At 69.5% G+C, this 24,161-nt stretch carries 24 protein-coding genes and 1 pseudogene; 16 read left to right on the top strand and 9 right to left on the bottom strand.

Features of this window, described 5'->3' with window-relative positions; translation table 11 throughout:
- Window positions 1-321 precede the first annotated feature (321 nt).
- Complete coding sequence (locus tag AB0H49_RS13010; RefSeq protein ID WP_357250683.1) at window positions 322-1,221, bottom strand: glycine betaine ABC transporter substrate-binding protein; 900 nt, start codon at window positions 1,219-1,221, stop codon at window positions 322-324.
- Window positions 1,222-1,398: 177 nt separating this feature from the next.
- On the opposite strand from AB0H49_RS13010, the gene AB0H49_RS13005 reads away from it, so the two are divergent.
- The 5 genes from AB0H49_RS13005 to AB0H49_RS12985 all read left to right on the top strand — a co-directional run bounded on the left by AB0H49_RS13005 (window position 1,399) and on the right by AB0H49_RS12985 (window position 5,551).
- Window positions 1,399-2,331: an ABC transporter substrate-binding protein gene (locus AB0H49_RS13005; RefSeq protein WP_357251010.1), complete on the top strand. Its 933-nt coding sequence runs from the start codon at window positions 1,399-1,401 to the stop codon at window positions 2,329-2,331.
- Between the two features lie 25 nt (window positions 2,332-2,356).
- On the top strand, window positions 2,357-3,526 hold the full coding sequence (locus tag AB0H49_RS13000; RefSeq protein WP_357250680.1) for an ATP-binding cassette domain-containing protein: 1,170 nt from the start codon (window positions 2,357-2,359) through the stop codon (window positions 3,524-3,526).
- A gap of 46 nt (window positions 3,527-3,572) precedes the next feature.
- Entirely contained in the window at window positions 3,573-4,235 is a 663-nt protein-coding gene (locus AB0H49_RS12995; RefSeq protein WP_357250677.1) for an ABC transporter permease, read from the top strand.
- Window positions 4,232-4,936, top strand: coding sequence for an ABC transporter permease (locus AB0H49_RS12990; RefSeq protein WP_357250674.1), 705 nt, complete (start codon window positions 4,232-4,234; stop codon window positions 4,934-4,936). The genes AB0H49_RS12995 and AB0H49_RS12990 overlap by 4 nt, the downstream gene beginning before the upstream one ends.
- Before the next feature lie 189 nt (window positions 4,937-5,125).
- Window positions 5,126-5,551 carry a CBS domain-containing protein gene (locus tag AB0H49_RS12985; protein WP_357251007.1) on the top strand — a complete coding sequence of 142 codons (426 nt, stop codon included), beginning with the start codon at window positions 5,126-5,128 and terminating at the stop codon, window positions 5,549-5,551.
- A gap of 116 nt (window positions 5,552-5,667) precedes the next feature.
- Here the strand turns inward: AB0H49_RS12985 and AB0H49_RS12980 are convergent, their stop codons facing one another.
- The 4 genes from AB0H49_RS12980 to AB0H49_RS12965 form a co-directional block, all read right to left on the bottom strand.
- Window positions 5,668-6,855 carry an NADP-dependent malic enzyme gene (locus AB0H49_RS12980; RefSeq protein ID WP_355002207.1) on the bottom strand — a complete coding sequence of 396 codons (1,188 nt, stop codon included), beginning with the start codon at window positions 6,853-6,855 and terminating at the stop codon, window positions 5,668-5,670.
- Between the two features lie 445 nt (window positions 6,856-7,300).
- Window positions 7,301-8,980 (bottom strand): FAD-binding protein, encoded by a 1,680-nt coding sequence (locus AB0H49_RS12975; RefSeq protein WP_357250671.1) that lies wholly within the window; start codon window positions 8,978-8,980, stop codon window positions 7,301-7,303.
- Window positions 8,981-9,029: 49 nt separating this feature from the next.
- Window positions 9,030-9,296 (bottom strand): hypothetical protein, encoded by a 267-nt coding sequence (locus AB0H49_RS12970; protein WP_357250668.1) that lies wholly within the window; start codon window positions 9,294-9,296, stop codon window positions 9,030-9,032.
- A complete protein-coding gene (locus AB0H49_RS12965) occupies window positions 9,293-10,147 on the bottom strand; it encodes a PHP domain-containing protein (protein ID WP_355001843.1) in 855 nt (284 codons plus the stop codon). Before AB0H49_RS12965 ends, AB0H49_RS12970 begins: the two co-directional genes overlap by 4 nt.
- A 101-nt stretch (window positions 10,148-10,248) precedes the next feature.
- On the opposite strand from AB0H49_RS12965, the gene AB0H49_RS12960 reads away from it, so the two are divergent.
- A complete protein-coding gene (locus AB0H49_RS12960; RefSeq protein WP_357251004.1) occupies window positions 10,249-11,307 on the top strand; it encodes a magnesium and cobalt transport protein CorA in 1,059 nt (352 codons plus the stop codon).
- A 6-nt stretch (window positions 11,308-11,313) separates the two neighbouring features.
- Here AB0H49_RS12960 and AB0H49_RS12955 read toward each other — a convergent pair whose 3' ends face one another.
- From AB0H49_RS12955 to AB0H49_RS12945, 3 genes are read right to left on the bottom strand one after another with little or no spacing between them, the layout of a single operon-like run.
- Window positions 11,314-11,892, bottom strand: a complete 579-nt coding sequence (locus AB0H49_RS12955; protein WP_357250665.1) for a suppressor of fused domain protein — start codon at window positions 11,890-11,892, stop codon at window positions 11,314-11,316.
- Window positions 11,893-11,896: 4 nt separating this feature from the next.
- A complete protein-coding gene (locus AB0H49_RS12950; RefSeq protein WP_067788497.1) occupies window positions 11,897-12,388 on the bottom strand; it encodes a general stress protein in 492 nt (163 codons plus the stop codon).
- A gap of 12 nt (window positions 12,389-12,400) precedes the next feature.
- Window positions 12,401-13,357, bottom strand: a complete 957-nt coding sequence (locus AB0H49_RS12945; protein ID WP_357250661.1) for a CoA ester lyase — start codon at window positions 13,355-13,357, stop codon at window positions 12,401-12,403.
- A gap of 26 nt (window positions 13,358-13,383) precedes the next feature.
- Here AB0H49_RS12945 and AB0H49_RS12940 point away from each other — a divergent pair, with 26 nt between their 5' ends.
- From AB0H49_RS12940 to AB0H49_RS12900, 9 genes and pseudogenes are all read left to right on the top strand, one after another.
- Window positions 13,384-14,667, top strand: a complete 1,284-nt coding sequence (locus AB0H49_RS12940; RefSeq protein ID WP_355001846.1) for a CBS domain-containing protein — start codon at window positions 13,384-13,386, stop codon at window positions 14,665-14,667.
- Window positions 14,660-15,286 carry a DUF1003 domain-containing protein gene (locus AB0H49_RS12935; RefSeq protein WP_355001847.1) on the top strand — a complete coding sequence of 209 codons (627 nt, stop codon included), beginning with the start codon at window positions 14,660-14,662 and terminating at the stop codon, window positions 15,284-15,286. Before AB0H49_RS12940 ends, AB0H49_RS12935 begins: the two co-directional genes overlap by 8 nt.
- 359 nt (window positions 15,287-15,645) lie before the next feature.
- Window positions 15,646-16,911 (top strand): lytic murein transglycosylase, encoded by a 1,266-nt coding sequence (locus tag AB0H49_RS12930; protein ID WP_357250657.1) that lies wholly within the window; start codon window positions 15,646-15,648, stop codon window positions 16,909-16,911.
- Between the two features lie 121 nt (window positions 16,912-17,032).
- On the top strand, window positions 17,033-17,872 hold the full coding sequence (locus tag AB0H49_RS12925) for a lytic murein transglycosylase (RefSeq protein WP_355001849.1): 840 nt from the start codon (window positions 17,033-17,035) through the stop codon (window positions 17,870-17,872).
- Between the two features lie 19 nt (window positions 17,873-17,891).
- Window positions 17,892-19,028 (top strand): Mrp/NBP35 family ATP-binding protein, encoded by a 1,137-nt coding sequence (locus AB0H49_RS12920; protein WP_355001850.1) that lies wholly within the window; start codon window positions 17,892-17,894, stop codon window positions 19,026-19,028.
- An 88-nt stretch (window positions 19,029-19,116) separates the two neighbouring features.
- Window positions 19,117-19,386, top strand: a pseudogene (locus AB0H49_RS12915) (DivIVA domain-containing protein); the annotation flags it as partial.
- A 257-nt stretch (window positions 19,387-19,643) separates the two neighbouring features.
- Window positions 19,644-20,279, top strand: coding sequence for a DNA-3-methyladenine glycosylase I (locus AB0H49_RS12910; RefSeq protein ID WP_357250653.1), 636 nt, complete (start codon window positions 19,644-19,646; stop codon window positions 20,277-20,279).
- A 102-nt stretch (window positions 20,280-20,381) separates the two neighbouring features.
- Window positions 20,382-20,549, top strand: coding sequence for a DUF3117 domain-containing protein (locus tag AB0H49_RS12905; protein ID WP_011211259.1), 168 nt, complete (start codon window positions 20,382-20,384; stop codon window positions 20,547-20,549).
- Window positions 20,550-20,568: 19 nt separating this feature from the next.
- A complete protein-coding gene (locus tag AB0H49_RS12900) occupies window positions 20,569-21,393 on the top strand; it encodes a putative RNA methyltransferase (RefSeq protein ID WP_357250650.1) in 825 nt (274 codons plus the stop codon).
- A gap of 239 nt (window positions 21,394-21,632) precedes the next feature.
- Here the strand turns inward: AB0H49_RS12900 and glgA are convergent, their stop codons facing one another.
- Window positions 21,633-22,802 carry a glycogen synthase gene (gene glgA, locus AB0H49_RS12895; protein ID WP_357251001.1) on the bottom strand — a complete coding sequence of 390 codons (1,170 nt, stop codon included), beginning with the start codon at window positions 22,800-22,802 and terminating at the stop codon, window positions 21,633-21,635.
- A 137-nt stretch (window positions 22,803-22,939) separates the two neighbouring features.
- On the opposite strand from glgA, the gene glgC reads away from it, so the two are divergent.
- Window positions 22,940-24,154, top strand: coding sequence for a glucose-1-phosphate adenylyltransferase (glgC, locus tag AB0H49_RS12890; protein WP_355001853.1), 1,215 nt, complete (start codon window positions 22,940-22,942; stop codon window positions 24,152-24,154).
- The last annotated feature ends 7 nt before the right edge of the window (window positions 24,155-24,161 follow it).

Raw genomic sequence — 24,161 nt, 5'->3', positions numbered from 1 at the left:
GAACCTGAACGCGCACGGTAGTCGCGGGCTCCGACATGCTCCACACCGAATACTCCAATTGGAATATACGGCCCGGAGCATTGGGGAGGCAAGAGTGTGAAACGCCAGTGAACGTATGATCAGCGGCCCCGTGACGGACGCGACTCGACTACCCGCCGCCGAGTCCGTCATGCCGAGCGGCGGAAGCCCGCGACACCCCGAGACAGCGACGAACCGACCGATCCCAGCCGAAGCGACGTGGCGAACGAAACCGGCGGTCCCGGCGAGCACGCCCGATACGACACCGCGCACAGGACGACGACGGCGGCGGCGGCGCGACGCCTACAATCCGTGCGCGTCCAACCAGGCTCGCGCGACTTCCCCCGCCGCAGCGCCGTCCCGAACCCGCCGGATCATGTCGACCAACTCGTCGGTCGTGAGCTCCCCCGCCACATAGTTCAACTTCCGAACGCGCTGATCGTCGAGCAGCCCCTTGCGGAACACCGGCACCACGTTCTCGGCGCGAACCGCGTAGTCGGCATCGGTCAACACCGTCAGCCCCTCGGTGACCGGGGCCGTCAGCGCGGACGGTCCACCGACCACGCCCGCTTGAATCGAACTGTCCAGCAGAGCGTTTCGCAGTGCCTCCGCATCGGCGAACGGCGTCTCCGCCGCGAAGTCGCACCCCGCCACCTGCGCCACCGCGGGACCACGCAACACATCCGGCGCGGGAGCCAGCCCGGCCCGCAGCTCCGCGCACCGCGGCACGAGCTCGGCGACCGAATCCACGTCGTCCCGACGCGCGGCCTCCGCCGTGACGAGCACCCGCGGCCGCAGATCGGTCCCGTCGGCCGGATCCGAGACGACCAAACCCTCCGGCAGCGAACGATTCAGATCCTTGACCACGTCGGAAGGTGTGCGCGCGGCGGACCCGCTGTCGTAGTGGGCCAGCAGCTCGCCGGTGTGCTCACCGACCAGAGCGACCCGACCGGCGTCGAGTGCGGCCAGATATTCGGCCCGCGCACCGAGATCCGGCAGCACGGCGACCGGCAGCCCGGTCCTGGACAGCGCACCGGCGTAGATCTCCGCGAGCACCCGCGATTCGACCGCGTCTCCCGCGCCGACCACGAAGGGCGGACCGGCGTCGTCGTCTCCGCAGGATACGACCGTCGCCGCCGCGGCCGCGACGACCAGCACCCGGGCAAGCACCCGCCTCGACGCGGCCAGAACCACCGGCGACACCAACTCTCCGAAGACGACTACAGCCGACAGAAACACCCAGTTGCGGGCAGTATGGACAACCAGAATGTACCGGTGCCCGTCCGGCCAAGGCCGCACGCACCGTCCGCATCTGCCGGAAGGACTCCCGTGAAGACCACGATCACCCCCCTTGCCGGGCGATCGGCGCTGCGGCTCGCGCTGCGCGCCTCCCAGCTTTTCGCCGCCGCCACACTCCTCGCCGTCGGCATGATCCTGTCCGCCTGCGGCGATTCCGATCCGCTCGCCGCCGACGGCGACTGTGCGGGCGAGAGCTTGATCGTCGGCTCGGCGAACTTCCCGGAGTCCGAGACCGTGGCCCACGTGTACGCGGAGGTGCTGCGGATCAACGGCTTCCAAGTGGACACCCGGCTCAATATCGGCAGCCGCGAGGCCTACATTCCGGCGCTGCGCCAGTGCGCGATCTCGGTGATTCCCGAGTACACCGGGAACCTGTTGCAGTACCTGGACAACGACTCGACCGCGACCAGCGCCGCCGACGTCGAGGCCGCGCTGGCGGGCGCGCTCGGCGACCAGCTGGCCACCGCCGCACCGGCGCCCGGCCAGGACTCCGACGCGGTAGTGGTCACCAAGGCCACCGCCGAACGCTGGAACCTGCGCACCATCGCCGATCTCGCGGCGCATTCGGCCGAGGTGAAGTTCGGCGCGCCCGCGGAATTCCAGGAACGGCAGGGCGGCCTGCCCGGCCTGAAGGAGAACTACGGTCTCGACATCGCCGCGAACAACTTCGTCCCGATCGCCGACGGCGGCGGTCCGGCCACCGTGCGCGCGCTGGTGGAGGGGCAGGTGACCGCGGCCAACATCTTCACCACCTCCCCCGCGATCGCCGAGAACGATCTCGTGGTGCTGGAGGACCCGAAGCACAACTTCCCGGCGCAGAACGTGATTCCGCTGTTCAACTCCGCCAAGAAGTCCGACAAGGCCGTTGCCGCGCTCAACGCGGTCTCGGCAAAACTCACCACCGAGGAGCTGATCGAGCTGAACGAGGCCGTGTCGGGCAGCAGCAAGACCGAACCGGCGGCGGCCGCCAAGGCATGGGTCGCGGCGCAGGGGTTGAACACACCCGTCGGGTGAGCCCGCGGGTGAAGGGAGGGCAGCAGTGTCGGACATCGTGTTCCGCGGCGTCAGCAAGACCTATCCGGACGGCACGCACGCCGTCACCGACCTCGATCTGCACATCGAATCCGGCTCGTTCACCGTGTTCGTCGGACCGTCCGGCTGCGGCAAGACCACCTCGATGCGGATGATCAACCGGATGATCCAACCCACTGCGGGCACGATCACCGTTGCCGGACAAGACATCTCGACCGCGGATCCGGTCCGGCTCCGCCTCGGCATCGGTTACGTGATCCAGAGCGGCGGCCTGCTGCCGCACCGCACCGTGCTGGACAATGTCGCGACAGTTCCGGTGCTGCGCGGCGACTCGCGGCGGGCGGCGCGCAAGGCGGCGCTCGAAGTGCTGGACCGAGTGGGCCTGGACCGCGGCTTGGCCCAGCGCTACCCCGCGCAGCTCTCCGGCGGTCAGCAGCAGCGAGTCGGCGTGGCGCGGGCGCTGGCCGCCGACCCGCCGATCCTGCTGATGGACGAGCCGTTCAGCGCCGTCGACCCGGTGGTGCGCGCCGAGTTGCAAAGCGAAATGCGGCGGTTGCAAGCCGAATTGCACAAGACCATCGTGTTCGTCACCCACGACATCGACGAGGCCATCACCCTCGGCGACCGACTCGCGGTCTTCGGCCGCGCCGGCGTGCTCCAGCAGTACGATCCGCCGCAGCGCGTACTCGCGGGTCCCGCAACGGATTTCGTCGCCGAGTTCGTCGGTCGCGATCGTGGTTATCGCGGTCTTTCCTTCCGCTCGGCCGACGACGTTCCGCTGCACGACATTCCGACCGCCACCGCGGGCGCGGTCGGCGCGCTGCGTCTGGAGCAGGGCGACTGGGTGCTCGTGGTGGACGAAGCGGTCAAGCCGCTCGGCTGGGTCGACGCGACCGCCGTCGAAGCGCGGCGGGCGGGCAGGCCGCTCGCGGACTGCATGTCGGCGGGCGGTTCGTTGTTCACTCCCACCGGCGACCTGCGTCAGGCGCTGGACGCCGCCATCTCCTCGCCATCCGGAATCGGTGTGGCCGTGGACGATTCCGGTCTGCTGCGGGGCGGCGTACTCGCCACCGAGGTGATCGCCCAGCTCGCCGAACAGCGCGGCGCGGAGGACGTCGAACGCAACCGGATCGCCAACGAGCAGGGGCTTTCCGACGGCGACGGGACCGGTTCGTGAACCGCGCCGACTTCGTCCCGGGTCCGGTCGAGGAGCGGGAGACCGCGTGCGATACCTGATCGACAACTTCTCCGAGATCCTCGAGATCACCAAGACGCACCTGTATCTCGCCTTGCTGCCCTTGCTGTTCGGTCTGGTGATCGCCATCCCGGCGGGCGCGGTGATCCGGCGAATCCCGTGGCTGCGGCGGATCACCGTCACCGCGGCGAGCCTGGCCTACACCGTGCCCTCGCTCGCGCTGTTCGTCATAATCCCTCCGCTGGTGGGCATTTCGGCGATCGACCCGTGGAACGTGATCATCGCGTTGACCATCTACTCGACCGCGCTGCTGGTCATCGCGGTGCCGGTGGCGCTGGACTCGGTGCCCGCCGCCGTGGTCGACGCCGCCGACGCCGTCGGATTCGGGCCGCTGCGGCGCACGCTGACCGTCGACATGCCTTTGGCCATCCCGGTTTTCGTGTCGAACTTGCGCGTCGTGGTGGTCACCAATATCGCGATGGTCTCGGTCGGCGCGCTGATCGGCGTCGGCGGTCTCGGCAAGCTGTTCACCCAGGGCTATCAGCGCGACTACCCGGACGAGATCGTGGCGGGCATCATCGTGACGCTGGCGCTCGCGCTCGTCTTCGACCGGCTGGTGTACCTGCTCGGGCGCTGGGCGACGCCGTGGACCAGGGCCGACGGGCGAACCAGGCGAGGGGCGCGCACGTGAACCTGTTCGTCGACGCTTGGCACTACTTCACCGACGGCGCCAACTGGGGCGGTCCCACCGGCATCGAATTCCGCTTGGCGCAACATCTTTGGTACACGCTGCTGGCCGTGGCCGGGTCCGCGCTGATCGCGGTGCCGCTGGGCCTCGTCATCGGCCATCGACGGCGGGGCGCCGCGGTGCTCGTCGGCTTCGCCAACGCGATGCGCGCGCTGCCCACCCTCGGCCTGCTCACCTTCCTGGTGCTGTTGCTCGGCCTCGGCCTGATTCCGCCGCTGCTCGCGCTGCTCACCGTCGGCATCCCGCCGCTGCTCGCCGGCGCGTACGCGGGCGTGGCCAACGTACCCGCCGACGTGGTCGACGCCTCGCGGGCTATGGGCATGACGGAGCGGCAGATCCTGTTCCGGGTGGAAGTCCCCAACGCCATGCCGATCCTGGTGAACGGCCTGCGCGGCGCCACCCTCCAGGTGGTGGCCACCGCGACGATCGCGGCGTACGTGAACCTCGGCGGGCTCGGCCGCTACATCTTCGACGGGCTCGGCCTGCACCGATACGACCGGGTGCTGGTGGGCGCGCTGCTGGTGGCCGCCCTGGCGATGCTGCTGGACGGGCTGCTCGCGCTCGTCGTCTGGGCGACGACCCCCGGGACCGGTCGGCTGCGCAGGACACCGGCCCAGGTCGACGTGCCGCAAGCCGCACGGTGACGACGCACTCCCGTAGCGAGCGCGGATAGACGCCTTGACCACGAGTGTGATCTAGGTCACGATGACTGTGGCCGTAGGAGTCGTCAGCCGTGCACGCGCTCGACGCGACTGTGGCACACCGTGTCGAGACCCTGCGCAACCTCGAGTCCTACGGGCACCCCAACCCGAGACAGGAGGATTGCCGTGAGCATGAACGCACCGATGAAGGCACGCGACATCATGCACGCCGATGCCACGTGTATCCCCGTGGACGAAACGCTCGACCGCGCCGCTCAGCTGATGCGCAACCTGGACGTGGGCGCGCTGCCCATTTGCGAGAACGACCGCCTGGTCGGCATGGTGACCGACCGTGACATCGTCGTGCACTGCATCGCCGAGGGACACGATCCCGGCCGCGTCCGCGCCGGTGATCTCGCCAAGGGCACCCCGCGTTGGGTCGACGCCGACGCCGAATTGCGGCAGGTGCTGGACATGATGGAGCAGAACCAGATCAAGCGGCTGCCGGTCATCGAGAACAAGCGCCTCGTCGGCATGATCTGCGAATCAGACCTGGCCAGGAACGTCACCGACGCCCAGCTGGCCGAATTCATCTCGGCCGTTTCCGTGCCGCACTGACCGTCGCAGGATGCGGCAAACAACCACCGGGCGCAGACGACCTAGCTGCGCGCAAAACGACGCAGGGCGCCTCGTTCGCCGTTGAACGGGGCGCCCTGTGATTGCGTAATCAGTTGTTACGCAACGCCCTCCGCACGCGCGGCGGCGGCGACGGCCTCGGCGACGGCCGGGGCGACCCGCGGGTCGAGCGGGCTGGGGACGATCTTGTCGGGGCCGAGTTCGTCGGCGACCACGCTCAGGATGGCGTCGGCGGCGGCGATCTTCATGCCCTCGGTGATGCGACGGGCGCCGGCGTCCAGCGCGCCCTTGAACACGCCGGGGAAGGCGAGCACGTTGTTGATCTGGTTCGGGAAGTCGCTACGGCCGGTCGCGACGATGGAGGCGTACTTGCGCGCCACGTCGGGGTGGATCTCCGGGTCCGGGTTGGACATGGCGAACACGATCGCCTCCGGCGCCATCGAGGCGATGAGTTCCTCGGCGATCAGGCCAGCGGAGAGCCCCAGGAACACGTCCGCGCCCGCGAGCGCCTCGGCGGCGCCGCCGGTGAGTCCGCGCGGGTTGGTGCGCTGGGCCAGGTCGGCCTTCACCTCGTTCAGGTCGGCGCGATCGCGGCTCACGACGCCCTTCGAGTCGAGCACGGTGACATCCTGCACACCCGCGGCGAGCAGGATGTTGGTGCACGCGATACCCGCCGCGCCCGCGCCAGACACCACGACCTTCAGACCGCTGATGTCACGTCCCTGCACGCGAGCCGCGCCGTTCAGGGCGGCGAGCACCACGATCGCGGTGCCGTGCTGGTCGTCGTGCATGACCGGGCAGTCGAGCGCCTCGATGACGCGCTTCTCGATCTCGAAGCAGCGCGGCGCGGAGATGTCCTCCAGGTTGACCGCGCCGAAGCTGGGGCGCAGCCGGATCAGGGTCTCGACGATCTCGTCGACGTCCTTGGTGTCCAGCACGATCGGGATGGAGTCGAGTCCGGCGAACTTCTTGAACAGCGCGGCCTTGCCCTCCATCACCGGCAGCGAGGCGCGCGGGCCGATGTCACCGAGGCCGAGCACGGCGGTGCCGTCGCTGACCACGACCACCAGCCGGTCGGTCCAGGTGTATCGCTTGGCGAGCGTCTCGTCCTGAGCGATCGCGCGGCTGACCTGAGCGACGCCGGGCGTGTACGCGATGGAGAGGTCGCGCTGCGTCTCCAGCGGAGCCGAGAGCTCGACCGAGAGCTTGCCGCCGAGGTGTCCAGCGAAGATTTCGTCGTTGGTGATTTCGGACAAACTCGCGGTGGCATTCGGTGCGTCAGTCACAGGTGACACGATTTCACTCCTGCTCGGGTCGGGCTGAACCGGGGGACGGTTACCGCCGGGTATTTCGTAATAGGTGATTCGTACCGCTCATCGAGTGCGCTGACCGGGACGTTTCGAGTCGGGATTGCGGTGTCGAAACCCGATGATCAGCTCGAGACGTGGCGCTGCACTGATCCGCAGAGCGGGAGCCGGACGGGTGGGTCCGGACGGAACATGCGGGGCGATCCTCGGGGCACAACGGTACGTTGCGCGGCTCGGAGCACCGTGATTCCCGAACCCGGCGGTGGCGTAGGAGGGGAATCCGACACATTCTGCCAGCCGGTCCGATGACTTGCCAAACCGGTGTGTCGGATCCCGGTTGCGCGTCATATTCCGAGGGTAGGTGGCTGTAATTACCCCGAAGTTAGGGGAAACTCGCATCCGCACATCAGGCGGCGGTGAGTTGTCATATCGCCAGACGGTCGGGCGGTGTGAGGTCCGGCCCCCGCTGGTCCGGGACGATCCGCGGGATCTCGGGCAGTCCCGGCGCGGGCTCCGAGCCGACCGGCACCTGGCCGCGCACGACGGACGGCGCGCGCACGATGGGCGCGGGCTCCGACGGTACTCGCCGCGATCGTTCGGCGCTCACCCAGACGCTGTCCAACCCACCCGACATCAAGTGGACTCGCCACTCGGCTCCCGCGTCGGGGTGGTCGGTGCGCCGGTGCATGCCGCGGGTCTCGGTGCGTGCCAGCGCGCTGTGCTTGGTCCATCTGGCCACCGCGAGCAGGGCCGCGGCCTGCCTGGCGCGCACCCGATCGGCGCCGATGCCGCCGAGGGCGTACGCCGCGCCGGGCCACATGCCGTCGAGTTCGGCGATGCTGTCCCGCAGGCTGCCCGCGCTGCGCCAATAACTACGGCGCAGCGGCAGCGTGTGCTCCTGAACCAGTCCGACGATCGCGCGCGGATCGATGCGCGCCCGCGCGGCGAGGCCCGCGCCGGGCACCGGACGCACCGCGCGCACCGGGCCCCTCTTCCGAGCGAAACGGGCGGCGCCCGCGCCCGCCCACACGCCGGACGCGATGCCCCACGCTCCGCTGTGACCGCCGATTCCGCTCACCGCGCCGGTGACCACCTCGCGACTCGTCGCGTCGCCCGCGCCGTACAGCCCCGCCACCGTGGTCGCGCAGTCCGGACCGGTGAGCGCCAGGCCGCCCGTTCCGCGCACCGTTCCCTCGAGCACCGCGTGCAGCGGCACCCGCCGGAATCGGTCGACCGCGCCCTGCCTGGCGAGCCAGTGGCGCGCCGTCTCCGGCACGTCCTCCAGCGCGGCGAACACCCGCCGTCCGTCGGCGATGGCCGCGAACGCCCCGTGCCGACCGCCCGCGACGACGTCGCCGTTCTCGTCGTAGAGCGTCCCGAGACGCAGCGCGAGACCCGAGGCGAAACTCGGATGAATGGCGGGTGTGAACGAATTCAGCGCGGGGCCGAGGGAATAGGCGCTGGAGAATTCCATGCCGGACAGTCGCGCGCCCGCCTCGGCGGCGAGCAGCAGACCGTCGCCGGTGGCCACGTCGGTCCCCGCGCCACCCGAGAGGAACGCGCATCCGCCGGTGGCCACCACCACCGCGCCCGCGCGGATCGTCCAGGAACCGAAACCGTCGTTCTGCCGCACGCCCGCCGCACCCGCGATTACGCCGTCGCCGTCGCGCAGCAGCTGCAACGCGGGATGGTGATCGAGGACGCGCACTCCCGCCTCGATCACGGTGCGGCGCATCCGGCGCAGGTATCCCGCGCCGTCCATGCGAACTCGCGGCGAGCCGCCGCGCGGGTCGTCGGGGAACCGGTAGCCCCAGCCGACCAGCTGTTCGATCCGCCGGTGCGTCTCGTCGAAAACCCGGTCGAGCCACTCCGGATCGCCGAGGTGTCCGCCGTCCGCGTGCGATCGGCGGACCGCCGCGTCCCTGGCCGCGCCGGGTGGGATGTTCCAGACCGTGGTGCTCCCGAACGCAGAAGGCCCGCTGCTTCCGCAACGGGCCTTGTCGACGAGCACCACCCTCGCCCCTCGGGCGGCAGCCGAGACGGCCGCCCAGGTTCCGGCGGGGCCGCCGCCGAGAACCAGCACATCCGTCTCGATCTCACTCACAAGAAAATGTTCGGCCACAATTCACCCGGCCGCAACCAGTACCGGACTATCAGCCCCACCACTGTGTCCAAAGCAATACACCGGTGACCAAGAAAACTACCGCGGACCCGAAAAAGGCGAGAAAACCCCGATGCCTATCCGAAAACGTCTGCGCCGCAAGTACTGTCGCCGAGGCGATCAGATGCCAGGTTACCGATTCCGTGCCCGGGCCGGGGAAGCCGCGCTGCCCGCCGATCAACGCCGCGCCGACCACGACCAGCGTCAGCAACACCGTGCCCGCGGCGACCACGCCGCTGATCGCACGCACATATCTCACGACGTGATCACGGGCACGCCCGTCGCCTTGCCCGCGAGCTCCTCGAATTGCGCTGGATCGGTGGTGAATTCGCCGAGACGGATGGTCTTGTTCGCGCCGTGGTAGTCCGACGAGCCGGTGGTGAGCAGGCCTAGTTCCTCGGCCAGGCCGGTGAGCACGGCGCGATCGGACGCGGAATGGTCGGGATGGTCGACCTCCAGGCCGCCGAGCCCGAGGGTGGCCAGCTCGCGGATGTCGTCGGTGGCGAGCAGCCGCCCCCGCTTGCGGGCCCTGGTGTGGGCGAGCACGCTGACCCCGCCCGCGCCCGCGATCATCTCGACGGCGCGGTGCAGCGGAGTGTCGGCCTTCTCCGCGTAGTACGGACCGCGCGGCGCGAGCAGCTCGGTGAAGGCGGCGTCCACGCTCGGCACCACACCCGCCTCGACCAACGCGCGCGCCAGGTGCGGCCGCCCAGCCGAGGGGCCCGCGGAGGCGAGCACCGCGTCCGGGTCGATGGGCAGTCCGTCGGCGGCCATCCGCTCGGCCATCGCGCGCAGCCGGTCCACCCGCTCGGCACGCAGCCGCTCGCGCTCCTCGGCGAAACCACGGTCGGTCGGATCGAAGAGGTAGGCGAGCAGATGCACCGGCACCGGCCAGCCGTCCTCACCGAGACCGACGCACGACATCTCCATTCCGCGTACCAGGGTCAGGCCCTTCGGTAGCGCGTCGACCGCCTCGGTCCATCCGGCCGTGGTGTCGTGATCGGTGATCGCGATCACGTCCAGACCGGCGGCCGCCGCGTTCCGCACCAGTTCGGCGGGGGTGTCGGTGCCGTCGGACGCGGTCGAATGGGTATGCAGGTCGATGCGCACGTCCTCCAGTCTTACAGTGCGTGATCCGCGGCGGGCACGGCAGCCGACGGCCTCGACCGGCCGCGGCCTCTACCATCGTCGTCGTGCCATCCATCCCGCCCATGCCGTCTTTCCGCGGGCAGGGCCGCGCGGCGATGCCGCGGCCGCGCATTCCGGTTCCCACCGCGCGCGCCATCGTCGACTGCGCCGTCTACGTCGACGGGCAGCGGCTGCCGGGGCGGTTCACCCACGCCGAGGCGCTGGCCGAAGTCCGCTCGCGCGGGACGGGCTTCGTGTGGATCGGGCTGCACGATCCTGACGAGACGCAGATGGCCGATATCGCTTCCACCTTCGACCTGCATCCGCTCGCCGTCGAGGACGCGGTCAAGTCCCGCCAGCGGCCCAAGCTGGAACGCTACGACGACACGCTGTTCCTGGTGTTGCGCACGGTCTCCTATGTGCCGCACGAAATGGACAGCGTCAGCGAGATCGTCGAGACCGGCGACATCATGGTGTTCACCGGACCGGATTTCGCGGTGACAGTCCGGCACGGCGAGCACACCGGCCTCGCGGGGGTGCGCCGCGAACTCGAGGACCGCGCCGACCAGTTGAGCCACGGCCCGTACGCGGTGCTGCACACGGTGGCCGACCACGTCGTCGACTCCTACATCGAGGTGGCGGCGCTGGTGGAGAACGACATCGACGAGATGGAAGAGGCGGTCTTCACCCCGCGCGACCACGTCAGCATCGAGTCGATCTACCAGCTCAAGCGCGAAGTGGTGGAGTTGCGTCGCGCGGTGAACCCACTCGCCGCGCCGCTACGACTGCTGGCGCACAACCCGGATCTGCCGGTGCCCAAGGAGATTCGGCGCTACATGCGTGATGTGTCCGACCACCACACGACCGTCGCCGAGCGCATCTCCGATTTCGACGAATCGCTCAGCGAACTGGTCGGCGCCGCCATGGCCAAGATCACCATGCAGCAGAGCACCGACATGCGGAAGATCTCGGCATGGGTCGCCATCGCGGCGGTCCCGACCATGGTCGCGGGTGTCTACGGCATGAACTTCGACCACATGCCGGAACTGAGGTGGACCTACAGCTACGGCGTATGGTGGCTGCTGGTCCTAGCGGTGTGCATCGGACTGTTCATCACGTTCCGCCGCAACAACTGGCTCTGACCGCCGCTACAGCGTCGCCGCACCGCGACCCGGATCCCGCACATCGATGCCCGCTTCGGTCCACGCGTCGCGCAGTGCCTGCGCACCGCGCACCCGCACCCAGGCCGCCTCGGTCGCGGTCACCGGCGTCACCGTCAGGTACCTGACCGGCTCGGCGGGCTCGGGCAGCACGATCTGCGGTATCTCGCTGTCGCCGAGCAGCGCCGCGGTGAACGTCGAGCCCTGCCACATCGGCTCCCCGAGATCGAGCAGCGCGTCGGCTTGCAGCACAACGCCTTCCACGGAGGGCGTGGCGACCAGGATGCCGAGTGCCTTGGGCAGCCCAGGCATCGCGGTGCCGGAGCGCAGCGTCAGCACCAGCTCCGCGCGTGGGCCGCGTATCGGATCGGCCTGCAGGTCACCGGGATCGCCCATCGGGTGGCGCGAGCCGCCGAGCGTCGCGTAGTGCACGACGTCGCCGTCGACGATGCGCAGGATCTCGATCGGCTCAAGCCCCAGGAACGTCACCGAGGCCGAATCCACGCCGCTTTCGGGCACGCCGTAGTGGTCGAGCACGCCGGTGCGGACCCTGTCCATCACGTTCATGCGTTCAGATCGCCAACCGCGCGAGCATGTCCCGCGCCTGCTCGGCCGACTTCGGGTCGCACAGCACGTCGTAGCGACCGGCCACCAACTGCATGGTGGAGGCGAAATCGCGCTGACCCTTGGTGGCCGCGTACGGAATCGAGGTCGAGATGACGCCGAAGATGATGCCGCCGACCAAGCCGACCAGCAGCGGGCCGAACGCGCCGCTGGTGGTGAACAGGCTCAGCAGCAGGCCGAGGAAGAGGCCGAGCCACGCGCCGGAGACCACGCCGCCGCCGATCACCTTGCCCCAGTTCAGGCGGTAGAGAACCCGTTCGACCTGCATCAGGTCGACGCCGACGATCGTCACGTCCTGCACCGGGAACTGGTTGTCGGCCAGATAGTCGACCGCGCGCTGCGCCTCGGCGTAGGTCGGATAGGAGCCCACCGGCCAGCCCGACGGCGGGGTCGGCAACCCCTGGCGGGCGCGGTTCGTGTTCCCCAAGGGATTCGTCATGGCTCCATTCTGCTATTCCGAGCGGCCGTTCGGTGATGTGAAACGCGTGGTGCGCGTCATTCCAGCGGCGCGCCCCTTCTCGGCGATCACCTGGGCCATCTTGGCGCTGGCCTCGTCGATCATCTCGTCGCCGAGCATGACAGCGCCGCGCGCGCCGCCCGCGGCGGAGGTGTGGAAGGCGTAGGCGTCCAGGATTTCCTCGGCCCGGTCGTAGTCGGCCTGGCGCGGGCTGAAGATCTCGTTGGCCGCGTCGATCTGGGCGGGGTGCAGCACCCACTTGCCGTCGAAGCCGAGCGCGGCGGTGCGCGCGGCGGCCCTGCGGAAACCGTCGACGTCGCGAATCTGCAAGTAGGGGCCATCGATCGCCTGGAGGCCGTGGGCGCGCGCGGCGAGCAGGATGGTCATCAGGATGTGGTGGTAGGCGTCGCCGGTGTCGTAACCCTCGGGCTGTTCACCGACCACCAGGGTGCGCATGTTGATGCTCGCCATGAAGTCGGCCGGGCCGAAGACCAGCGCCTGGACGCGCGGGCTCGCGGTCGCGATCTCATCGATATTGCGCAGGCCCATCGCGTTTTCCAGCTGCGGTTCGATGCCGATCCGCCCGACCTCCAACCCGTTGGCCTTCTCCACCTGGGTGAGCAGCAGATCCAGCGCGCGCACCTGGCCCGCGTCGGTGACCTTCGGCAGCAGGATCGCGTCGATGGCCCGGCCCGCGCCCTCGACGACCGTGATCACGTCGGAGTAGGTCCATTCGGTCGTCCAGTCGTTGACCCGCACCACGCGCAGCTGCGTGCCCCAGCCCGGCTGATTCAGCGCGGCCACGATATTGGCGCGGGCGGCGGCCTTGGCGACCGGCGCGACCGCGTCCTCCAGATCCAGGAAGACTTCGTCGACCGGCAGCCCCTTGGCCTTCTCGATCATCTTGGGGTTGCTGCCCGGCACGGCGAGCACCGATCGGCGCGGCTTCATGGAGCCTCCTGTCTAGTCTGGCAAGCATGGCAGCTACCAGGGTGTACGTCGCCAGGCTTGCCGGCCTGGCGGTGCTGGGACCGGACGGGGAGTCTATCGGCCGGGTCCGCGACGCGGTCGTGGCGATCCGCTACGACCGTCAGGTACCGCGCGTACACGGACTGGTCGTCGAATTGCCGAGCAGGCGCCGGATTTTCGTGCCGATGTTGCGGGTGACCACGATCGAACCGGGCAATGTCACGCTCAATACCGGCACCGTCAGCCTGCGCCGTTTCCAGCAACGACCTGGCGAGATGCTGGCGCTGGCGCAGATCGTGGATTCCAAGGTGCGGGTGGACGATCCGGATCTGCCCGACCTCGCGGGCGTCGACGTCTTCGTTGTCGATCTCGGCATCGAACTGACCAGGACCAGGGATTGGCGGGTCTCCCGGGTCGCGGTGCGCGGACACCGGCGCATCGGACGGCGGCGCACCGTGCACGTCGTCGACTGGACGACGGTGTCGGGTCTGACCCCGTACGAGATCGGCAGGCCGGGCCAGGACGTCACCCAGTTGCTCGAACAGTTCGAGGGCTTGCGGCCCGCCGACGTCGCGCACCTGCTGCGCGAGCTGCCGGAGAAGCGCCGCATCGAGGTGGCCGAGGCGCTGGACGACGAGCGACTGGCCGACGTGGTGCAGGAACTGCCCGACGACGATCAGGTCGACCTGCTCGGCCACCTCGAGGTGCGCCGCGCCGCCGACGTGCTCGAGGCGATGGACCCGGACGACGCGGCCGACCTGCTCGGCGAACTGCCGACGGGGGAACGTGAATCGTTGCTGGCGATGATGGATCCCGAGGAATCCGAGCCGGTGCGCAGGCTGCTCGCGCACTCCCCCGACACCGCGGGCGGTCTGATGACGACCAAGCCCGTGGTGCTGACGCCCTCGACCACGGTCGCGGAGGCGCTGGCCAGGGTGCGCAATCCGGACCTGACGCCCGCGCTCGCCTCGATGGTTTTCGTGGTCCGCCCGCCGACCGCCACGCCCACCGGGCCCTACCTCGGCTGCGTGCACATCCAGCAATTGCTGCGCGAACCGCCCGCGCATCTGGTCGGCGGCATCATCGATGCCGATCTCGCTCCGCTGCGCGCCGAGGTGCCGCTCTCCGCGGTGACCCGGTATTTCGCCACCTACAACCTGGTCTGCGGTCCGGTGGTGGACGACGAGAACCATCTGCTCGGCGCCGTCAGCGTCGACGACGTGCTCGACCATCTGCTGCCGGAGGACTGGCGCGAGGAAGAGCAGCATGAAGGAGTCGCGGCGCATGAGTGAGAAGAACCCGGCGGCGGGCGTCGGGAGAGTGGGGCCGGGCTCGGCGCGGCAGCGCTTGGAGACGCCGGTCGAGTCCCGTTTCCGATTCGACTGGGACGCCGAGGCATTGGCGCGCAGCTCCGAGCGGGTGGCCCGATTCCTCGGCACCGGACGCTATCTCGCGCTGCAGACGATCGTGGTGATCATCTGGATCCTGCTCAACGTCTTCGTCGTCGCGCTGCGCTGGGATCCGTACCCGTTCATCCTGTTGAATCTCGCGTTCTCCACGCAGGCCGCCTACGCGGCGCCGCTGATCCTGTTGGCGCAGAACCGTCAGGACAACCGCGATCGGGTGGCGCTGGAAGAGGACCGGATGCGCGCCGCACAGACCAAGGCGGACACCGAATTCCTCGCCCGCGAACTCGCAGCGCTCCGTATCGCGGTGGGCGAGGTGGCGACTCGTGACTATCTGCGCCGCGAATTGGAGGAGATGCGTGAGGTTCTCGACCGCATCGAGGAGGCGTCGGGCCAGGACGGCAACACGCCGCGTGAGTTGAAGTCCGGCAAGGCGAATCGCAAGAAAACCTCCGGTGGAAAGCAGTCCCAGGTTCAGGTTTCGCCGCCCGTTGCTGATGATTGACCGGAAATGCTCAACAACCTTCTGACCGCTGGGTAACCTGGACAACGTTGTCCTGAGCGGGCCGGGGTGTGGGATGTCCCGGACACCGCACCCATGACGTAGAGGATTGGTGTGGCCGAATGCGAGTTTCCGCTCCGATAACCATGTCGGCCCTCGTTGTCGCAGGTCTGGTCGCCTCCGGCTCGGCGCCCCACAACACGACCGCGAGTGCGCCGCCGCAGGCGCCGGAGGCGCGGCTCGCCGCGTCCAGCGGTCAGGGCGGCGCCGGCAACGGCACGGACACCGACCTAGAAGGCCCTCTGTCTCGGACAGTAGGTCTGTTGCCGGTCACACCGGAGACGCCCCGCAAACTTCGAGCAATGACTCCGCTGAAGGACGGGCTGCCGATGTTCGGTGGCACGATCCCCTTGCACGACGTCACGCTGCCCGCGGTCGGTGGGGCACTGGGCATTCCGGAGATCGTGCTCGCCGCGTACCGGAACGCGGAACTGGCGATGCAGTCCTCGATGCCGGGGTGCGGGTTGTCGTGGAACCTGCTCGCGGGGATCGGGCGGATCGAGTCCGGACACGCCGGAAGCGGTCGCACCGACGCGGCGGGCACGACGGTGACCCCGATCTTCGGACCGGCGCTGGACGGCACGTTGCCGGGCAACGAAGTCATCAAGGCCACGGACGGCGGATACGTGCGGGCGATCGGCCCCATGCAATTCCTGCCAGGGACTTGGAGCCTGTACGCCGCCGACGGCAACGGTGACGGAGTCTCCGACCCGCACAACGTCTTCGACGCCTCGCTTGGCGCGGGCAAGTACCTGTGCTCGGGCGGGCTGGACCTACGCGATCCCGCGCAAGAGCTACGGGCGGTGCTGCGCTACAACAACTCGATGTCCTACGCGGCCAACGTGTTGAGCTGGTCGACGGCCTACCGCACCGGCGGCCGACCGAGCCAGGTCACCATCTCGCCGGAGCTGGTTCCGCCCGGCTCGGCGCCGATCATCGCCGCGAACCCGGACATGAGCGCGGTCGAGAGGACCCTGCCGACCCCCACCTCGCCCGCGGACCAGCCTCCGTCGACGGCGCCCGCCGCGCCCGCCCCCGCGCCGGCCCAGGTGATGATCACGATCCCCGGCCTGCCGCCGATCCCGTGCGGAATCTTCTGCCCGCCACCGCCGCCGCCCGCCAACCCGTGCTCGCAGGTCGCGGTGCCCGCGCCGATGCCACGCCCCGGCGAGTCGGGACGTCCGCTCGGCCCGCGACAGGAATTCGGCGCCGATCCGCTCGATCCGAACGACTCCGCTCTGGCCGAGGACCCTGCACGCGCCGAGGACCCCGCCCGGGCCGAGGCTCGGCAACCGCAGCCGTATCCGGCGTGCGCACCGCAGGTGCAGGCCCTGCCCGCGCCCATGCCGGATGCTCCCGCTCCCGCGCCCAACCCGGCGCAGCCGAATCTCCCCGTCCAGCCGAACGCCCCCGAGCAGCCGAACACCCCGCAGCAGCCGAACCCGGAGCCGGAGGTCGCCACGACCCCCGAGCCCGCGCCCGCCGCGCCCGCCCCGACCGAACAGCCCGGCATCACACTGCCGTTCGGCATCGTGATCCCGCTGCCGCCCGCTCCGCCGCAGGGCTGAGACCAAACCTGAATCCAGATCACGAAGCAGTAACAAAAAGATCTCGAATACGGTAGCCTCTCCTTCGTCCACGAAGGGCTCGTCAGCGAGCCTTTGTGTAACCGAGGAGGGTCACCACACCGTGGGGCGTCACCGCAAGCAATCGCCTAACACCGTCAGGCGCGGCTCCGTAATCGCACTGACCGGGTTGGTTCCCGCCGGATTCGTGGCCTGCGCCGCCGCATCCGATCTGGACTCCGATCAGGCCGCCGTTCAGCAGATCCCCGACGACCAGGACGCGCTCGCCGCCAAGCCCGTCGACTCGATCGAGTTGGTCGCGCACGCCATGGCCGAGCAGCGTTCCGTCGCCCCGCCAGTCGTGAAAACCGTTGCGCTGTCCGCCGATCGGACGAAGGCCGATCTGCCCGCCGGAGCGCTCGGCGTGCCGGGCGTCGCGATCGCCGCCTACCAGAACGCCGAACGCACGCTGGACGCGGAGAACCCCACGTGCAACATGCCGTGGAACCTGCTCGCCGGCATCGGCCGCGTCGAGTCCACCCACGCGTTCGGCGGCAAGGCCGACACCGACGGCAATCCGCTCAGCCCGGTCTACGGCCCCGTGCTGGACGGCTCGCTCGCGGGCAACAACGTCATCCACGACAGCGACGACGGCGCGCTCGACGGACTCGGCGGCTACGACCGCGCGGTCGGCCCGATGCAGTTCCTGCCCGAGACCTGGAAGCGTTACGCCGCCGACGGCAACGGCGACGGCATCGCCGACCCGCAGAACCTCTACGACGCCGCGCTCACGGCGGGCAAGTACCTGTGCGCAGGCGGCTTGAACATGAGCGACCCGGCCCAGCAGTCCCGCGCCATCCTGCGCTACAACAACTCGATGGCCTACGTCGCCAACGTCATGGCGTGGGCGAATTCGTACGGCTCGGGGGTCGCACCGAAGCCCGCGCAGTTGCCTCGGATCTGACCCGCCTAAAATTTCCGTTATGCCAGTGGTAACGGAAACGGATGTACGGGGTGCGCTCGCGAAGGTCGACGACCCGGAGATCCGCAAACCGATCACCGAACTGGGCATGGTGAAAAGCGTCGCCATCGACGCCGAAAGCAATGTCCATGTCGAGGTCTACTTGACGACGGCGGGCTGCCCGCTGCGTACGGAGATCACCCAGCGGGTCACCAAGGCGGTGGCCGACGTCCCCGGTGTCGGCGCGATCTCCGTCGACCTCGACGTGATGAACGACGAGCAGCGCACCACCCTGCGCAAGCAGCTGCGCGGCGACTCCGCCGATCCGGTCATCCCGTTCGCCCAGCCGGGCTCGCTGACCCGCGTGTACGCGGTCGCGTCCGGCAAGGGCGGCGTCGGCAAGTCCTCGGTGACGGTCAATCTCGCGGCCGCCATGGCCGCGCGCGGCCTGTCCGTCGGCGTACTCGACGCCGACATCTACGGACACTCGGTGCCGCGCATGCTCGGCACCGACTCCCGGCCGACCCAGGTCGAGCGGATGATCATGCCGCCGGTCGCGCACGACGTGAAGGTCATCTCGATCGCCATGTTCACCCAGGGCAACACGCCCGTGGTGTGGCGCGGCCCGATGCTGCACCGCGCGCTGCAGCAGTTCCTCGCCGACGTGTTCTGGGGCGATCTGGACATCCTGCTGCTCGACCTGCCGCCGGGCACCGGTGACGTGGCCATCTCCATCGCCCAGCTGATCCCGAACGCGGAGATCCTGGTCGTCACCACCCCGCAGCTCGCGGCCGCCGAGGTCGCCGAGCGGGCGGGCTCGATCGCGCTGCAGACCCGGCAGCGGATCGCGGGCGTGGTGGAGAACATGTCCTGGCTGGACCTGCCGGACGGCAGCCGCATGGAGCTCTACGGCTCCGGCGGCGGGCAGACCGTCGCCGACAGCCTGTCCCGCGCGGTCGGCGCGACCGTCCCGCTGCTCGGTCAGATCCCGATCGAACAGAAGCTGCGCGAGGCGGGGGACGAAGGCACGCCGATCGTGCTGAGCGATCCGGACAGCGCGTCGGCCAAGGCGCTGATCGAGGTCGCCGACAAGCTCGCGGTGCGCCGCCGTGGGCTGGCGGGCATGTCGCTCGGCATCGACACCACGCGGCACCTGTAAACGCGCCTCGGGCGCCGCGTCGGTTGCGTCCTCGGGTTAGTGCTCGGTCGTGAACAAGCATGTCGGAGCGGCGGAATAAGCTCGTGTCATGCTCACGCTGCTGTTGTACGTGCTGATCGTCGGCCTGGTGGCCGCGGTGCTGTTCCTGCTCGCGAGTGCGGTCTTCGGGCGCGGGGAGGAACTCGGTCCGCTGCCCGAGGGCACGACGGCCACCGTGTTGCCCGCCGAGGGCATCACCGGCGCGGACGTGCGCGCGCTGCGGTTCCAGCAGGTGGTGCGCGGCTACAAAGCGGGCGAGGTGGACTGGGCGTTGGCGAGGCTCGCCGCGCGCATCGACGAACTCCAGTTGCAACTGGCCCATGCCCGCGGTGAGACGCCGCGGATGAGCAAGGCGAGCGCGGAAGCGGCGGCGTCCCGTCACGAGACCCCGGCACCGCATCGCGACACCGCGGATTCGGCGCGTCCCGACCCTGGGAATTCGGCGCGCCCCGACGCCGGGGGTTCAGCGCGTCTCGACGCCGGGAATTCCGCGCGTCCCGACGCGATGGTCACCTCCCGCGACGACACCGAGCGCACGGCGACGCCGTGGCCCGCGCCGAGCACCCGCGAACAGCCGTGACCGCTCCGCTCGCCGCCGACGGCAGGATCCGCTGCCCGTGGGCGGAGTCCTCTCAGCTCTACCGCGACTATCACGACTTCGAATGGGGCGAGCCGCTGCGCGGCCCCGACGCGATGTTCGAGCGGGTCTGCCTCGAGGCGTTCCAATCGGGTCTGTCGTGGATCACGATCCTGCGCAAGCGCCCGGCCTTCCGTGCCGCGTTCGCCGACTTCGCCATCGAGAGGGTCGCCGCGTTCGACGACGCCGATGTGGCCCGCCTGCTCGACGATCCCGGCATCGTCCGCAACCGCGCCAAGATCGAAGCCGCCATCGCCAACGCGCGCGCTGCCCGCGCGCTCGACCGCGGCCTCGACGAGTTGATCTGGTCGTTCGCGCCGCCGCCTCGACCGCGTCCGAAGATCATCGCCGACGTTCCCGCGACCAGTCCCGAATCCATCGCTCTGGCAAAAGAATTGAAGCGGCGCGGGTTCCGTTTCGTCGGACCGACCACCGCCTACGCGCTGATGCAAGCAACGGGAATGGTGGACGATCACCTGGCCGATTGCTGGGTCGGAAGTGACCCGCACAACACCGCCCGAGCGATCACATTTCGAACTCAGGTATCCGTCCACATCGGCGATAGGGAAGAATAGGACCGGTGTAGCTCGCCAAATACCGGTGAGCTACCTGGTTGGTGACAACTGTAGTTCCAAGAAAGTGCGCAGAAAACCGCGCAGATCTGGAGGGAGCAGAGGATGGCGGCCATGAAGCCCCGCACCGGGGACGGTCCCCTCGAGGCAACCAAGGAAGGGCGTGGAATCGTTATGCGGGTTCCACTCGAGGGTGGCGGGCGTCTGGTCGTCGAACTCACGCCGGATGAGGCAGCGGCGCTTGGTGACGAATTGAAGAGTGTCACCAGCTAGTCCCTCGGCACTCGCTGACGTGGCGGGTCTGCTGGCCTGCCCGGAATGCCGCCTCGGGCTCGAGGCGGTGGATCGGGCGCTGCGCTGCGACCGCGGCCACAATTTCGACATCGCCAAACAGGGCTATGTCAGCTTGCTGACCGGTGCGTCGACCAAAATGACCGGTGACACCGCGGCAATGCTGGACGCCCGCGCCGCTTTCCAGGGCGAGGGGCATTTCGCCCCGATCGCCGACGCGGTCGCCACCGCCGTCGGTCCGGTCGACGACCGGTCCGCGAGTCTGCTGGAAATCGGCGCGGGCACCGGCTATTACCTGGCCGCGGCCCTGGACGCCGCACCGAACGCCCGCGGTGTCGCCATCGACGTGGCCAAACCCGCCGCCCGCCGCTGCGCGCGCGCCCATCCTCGCGCCGCCGCGGTGCTCGCCGACGCCTGGCGCGGCCTGCCGGTCCGCGACGGCGTGCTCACGGGAGTGCTCTCGGTGTTCGCGCCGCGCAATCCCGCCGAGGTGGCCAGGGTGCTCGACGCGGACGGCCGCTTCGTCGTCGCCGCGCCGACCGCGCGTCATCTCGGCGAGCTGATCGATCCGCTCGGCATGGTGACCGTCGACCCGGACAAGGACCGCCGCATCACCGAGGCGATGTCCGGGCTGTTCGAGCCGGTCGAGCGAGTCGCCGTGGAGTATTCGATGAAACTCGACCACGCGGCGGTGGCGCAGGTGGTCGGCATGGGTCCGTCCGCGCACCACGTGGAGAACGCGCGCGATCCGCGTCTCGCCGCGCTGCCGGAGCAGCTCGAGGTCACCGCTTCGGTCACCGTGTCGACGTATCGCCCCCGCCGCTGACCGCGTCCGGGCCTGCATTGCGCACGGGCTCGCACGTATCGGCCCCGGCTGACCACGCACGGAGCATTCAGAGCTTGTCGTCGTGCTCGCACATGTCGACTTCGGTGCCGACCACGCGGGAATCATTCACGGTTCGGCCCCTGCCAGCACGCATCGTTCAGCGCCGGTCACGCCCGAGGATGCACGGTTTGCGCACGTGCTCGCACATAGTCACCCCGGCAACGACCCGGGCGCGGCGTTCAGGGTTTGCGGACGTACTCGTACACCTCGACGGTCCGCTCGGCGATCCGCGACCAGTCGAATTCCGCGATCGCCCGCGCCCGGCCCGCCGCACCGAACTCGGCCGCCAGGATCGGATCGCCCGCGATCTCGTTGACCGCCGCCGCGAGGCCGCGCTCGTACTCCTCGGCCGCGCCCGCGTCGTAGTGCACGAGTCTGCCGTTGCCGCCGTCGGCGACCACCTCGGGGATGCCGCCGACATCGGAGGCGACCACGGCGGTCGCGCAGGCCATGGCTTCCAGGTTCACGATGCCGAGTGGCTCGTACACCGACGGGCAGACGAACACGCTCGCCGCCGCGAGGATCTGCCGGATCTGCTCGGTGGGCAGCATTTCCCGCACCCAGTGGACGTTCCCGCGCCGCCGCCGCAATTCGGCGACCGCCGCGGCCGTCTCGGCCTCCAGCTCCTTGGTGTCGGGCGCGCCCGCGCAGAGCACCAGCTGGATCTCCGGCTCGAACTCGCGCGCGGCGGCGAGCAGATGACCGACGCCCTTCTGCCGGGTGATGCGGCCGACGAAGGCGACGATCGGACGGTCGGTCCGTACGCCGAGTTCGTCCAGGATCTGCCGGTCGCCCTCGGCGGGCGGTCCGGGCCGCCACAGCGAGGCGTCGATGCCGTTGTGCACCACGTGGACCCGGCTCGGGTCGATCGCCGGGTAGGCGTCGAGCACGTCGTGGCGCATGCCCTCGCTCACCGCGATGACGGCGTCGGCGTGCTCCATGGCGTTGCGCTCCGACCACGAGGAGATGCGGTAGCCGCCGCCGAGCTGCTCGGCCTTCCACGGCCGCCGCGGCTCCAGCGAGTGCGCGGTGAGGATGTGCGGGATGCCGTAGAGGGTACCGGCCAGGTGCCCGGCCAGGCCGGTGTACCAGGTGTGCGAGTGCACCACGTCGACCTCGCCCGCCGCGTCGGCCATCCGCAGCTGCGCCGACATCATCTGCAACGCGGCGTTGGCGGCGTAGAGCGTCGGATCCGATTGGTGCACCACGGCATCGGTGCGCTCGGCGCCCATGCAGTGCACGGTCACCTCGCAGAGCCGCCGCAATTCGGCGGTCAACTGAGTCACGTGTACGCCCGCGCCGCCGTACACCTCGGGTGGGTATTCGCGGGTCAACATCGCGACACGCAACCGGTCCTGGAAGCCCCCCGGCTCGCCGGATCCCGTTGCCGAGTGCCCGTCGTCCGTGCCGAAACTCACCGATCCAAACTAGACGCTCGGCTCGGCAGGGGCCACCCGCGGCCTGACGACACGGTAGTTTGGGCACTGTGAGGAGCCAGCCGCACGTACTCGGGATCGTGCTCGCCGGTGGCGAGGGCAAGCGCCTGTTTCCACTCACCGCCGACCGCGCCAAGCCGGCGGTCCCGTTCGGGGGCGCGTACCGGCTCATCGACTTCGTGCTCAGCAACCTGGTGAACGCGGGCTTCCTTCGCCTGTGCGTACTCACCCAATACAAGTCGCATTCGCTGGACCGGCACATCTCGCAGACCTGGCGGCTCTCGGGTTTCGCCGGCGAGTACATCACGCCGGTGCCCGCCCAGCAGCGCCTCGGCCCGCGCTGGTACACCGGCAGCGCCGACGCGATCATGCAGTCGCTGAACCTGATCTACGACGAGGACCCGGACTACATCGTGGTCTTCGGCGCCGACCACGTGTACCGGATGGACCCGGAGCAGATGGTCTCCCACCACATCGATTCCGGCGCGGGCGTCACCGTGGCGGGCATCCGGGTGCCGCGCAGCGAGGCGAGCGCGTTCGGCTGCATCGATTCCGACGAGTCCGGCCGCATCACCCAGTTCCTGGAGAAGCCCGCCCATCCGCCGGGCACGCCGGACGACCCGAACGTGACCTTCGCGTCGATGGGCAACTACGTCTTCACCACCAAGGTGCTCGTCGACTCGATCCGCGCCGACGCGGACAACTCCGATTCCGACCACGACATGGGCGGCGACATCATTCCCGCGCTGGTCGCGGCGGGTCAGGCCGCGGTATACGACTTCGCCGACAACGAGGTGCCCGGCGCGACCGAGCGCGACCGCGGCTACTGGCGCGACGTCGGGACCATCGACGCCTTCTACGACGCGCACATGGATCTGGTCTCGGTGCACCCGGTGTTCAACCTCTACAACAAGCACTGGCCGATCCGCGGCGCCGCCGAGAACCTGCCGCCCGCCAAGTTCGCCCAGGGCGGCCTCGCCCAGGAGTGCATCGTGGGCGCCGGCAGCATCCTGTCCGCCGCGACGGTGCGCAATTCCGTGCTGAGTTCCAACGTGATGGTCGACGACGGCGCCACCGTCGAGGGCAGCGTGCTGATGCCCGGCGTGCGCATCGGCAGGGGCGCGGTGGTGCGCCACGCCATTCTGGACAAGAACGTGGTGGTCGGCGAGGGCGAGATCATCGGCGTCGACTTGGAGCGCGACCGCGACCGGTTCGCGGTGAGCAAACGCGGTGTGGTGACCGTCGGCAAGGGCGTTTGGGTGTGACGCGTCC

It is taken from the genome of Nocardia sp. NPDC050713 (assembly GCF_040654315.1).
GTDB lineage: Bacteria > Actinomycetota > Actinomycetes > Mycobacteriales > Mycobacteriaceae > Nocardia.
The sequence above is the reverse complement of the archived record's forward strand: the minus strand, read 5'-3'. Positions and strand labels throughout refer to the sequence as shown.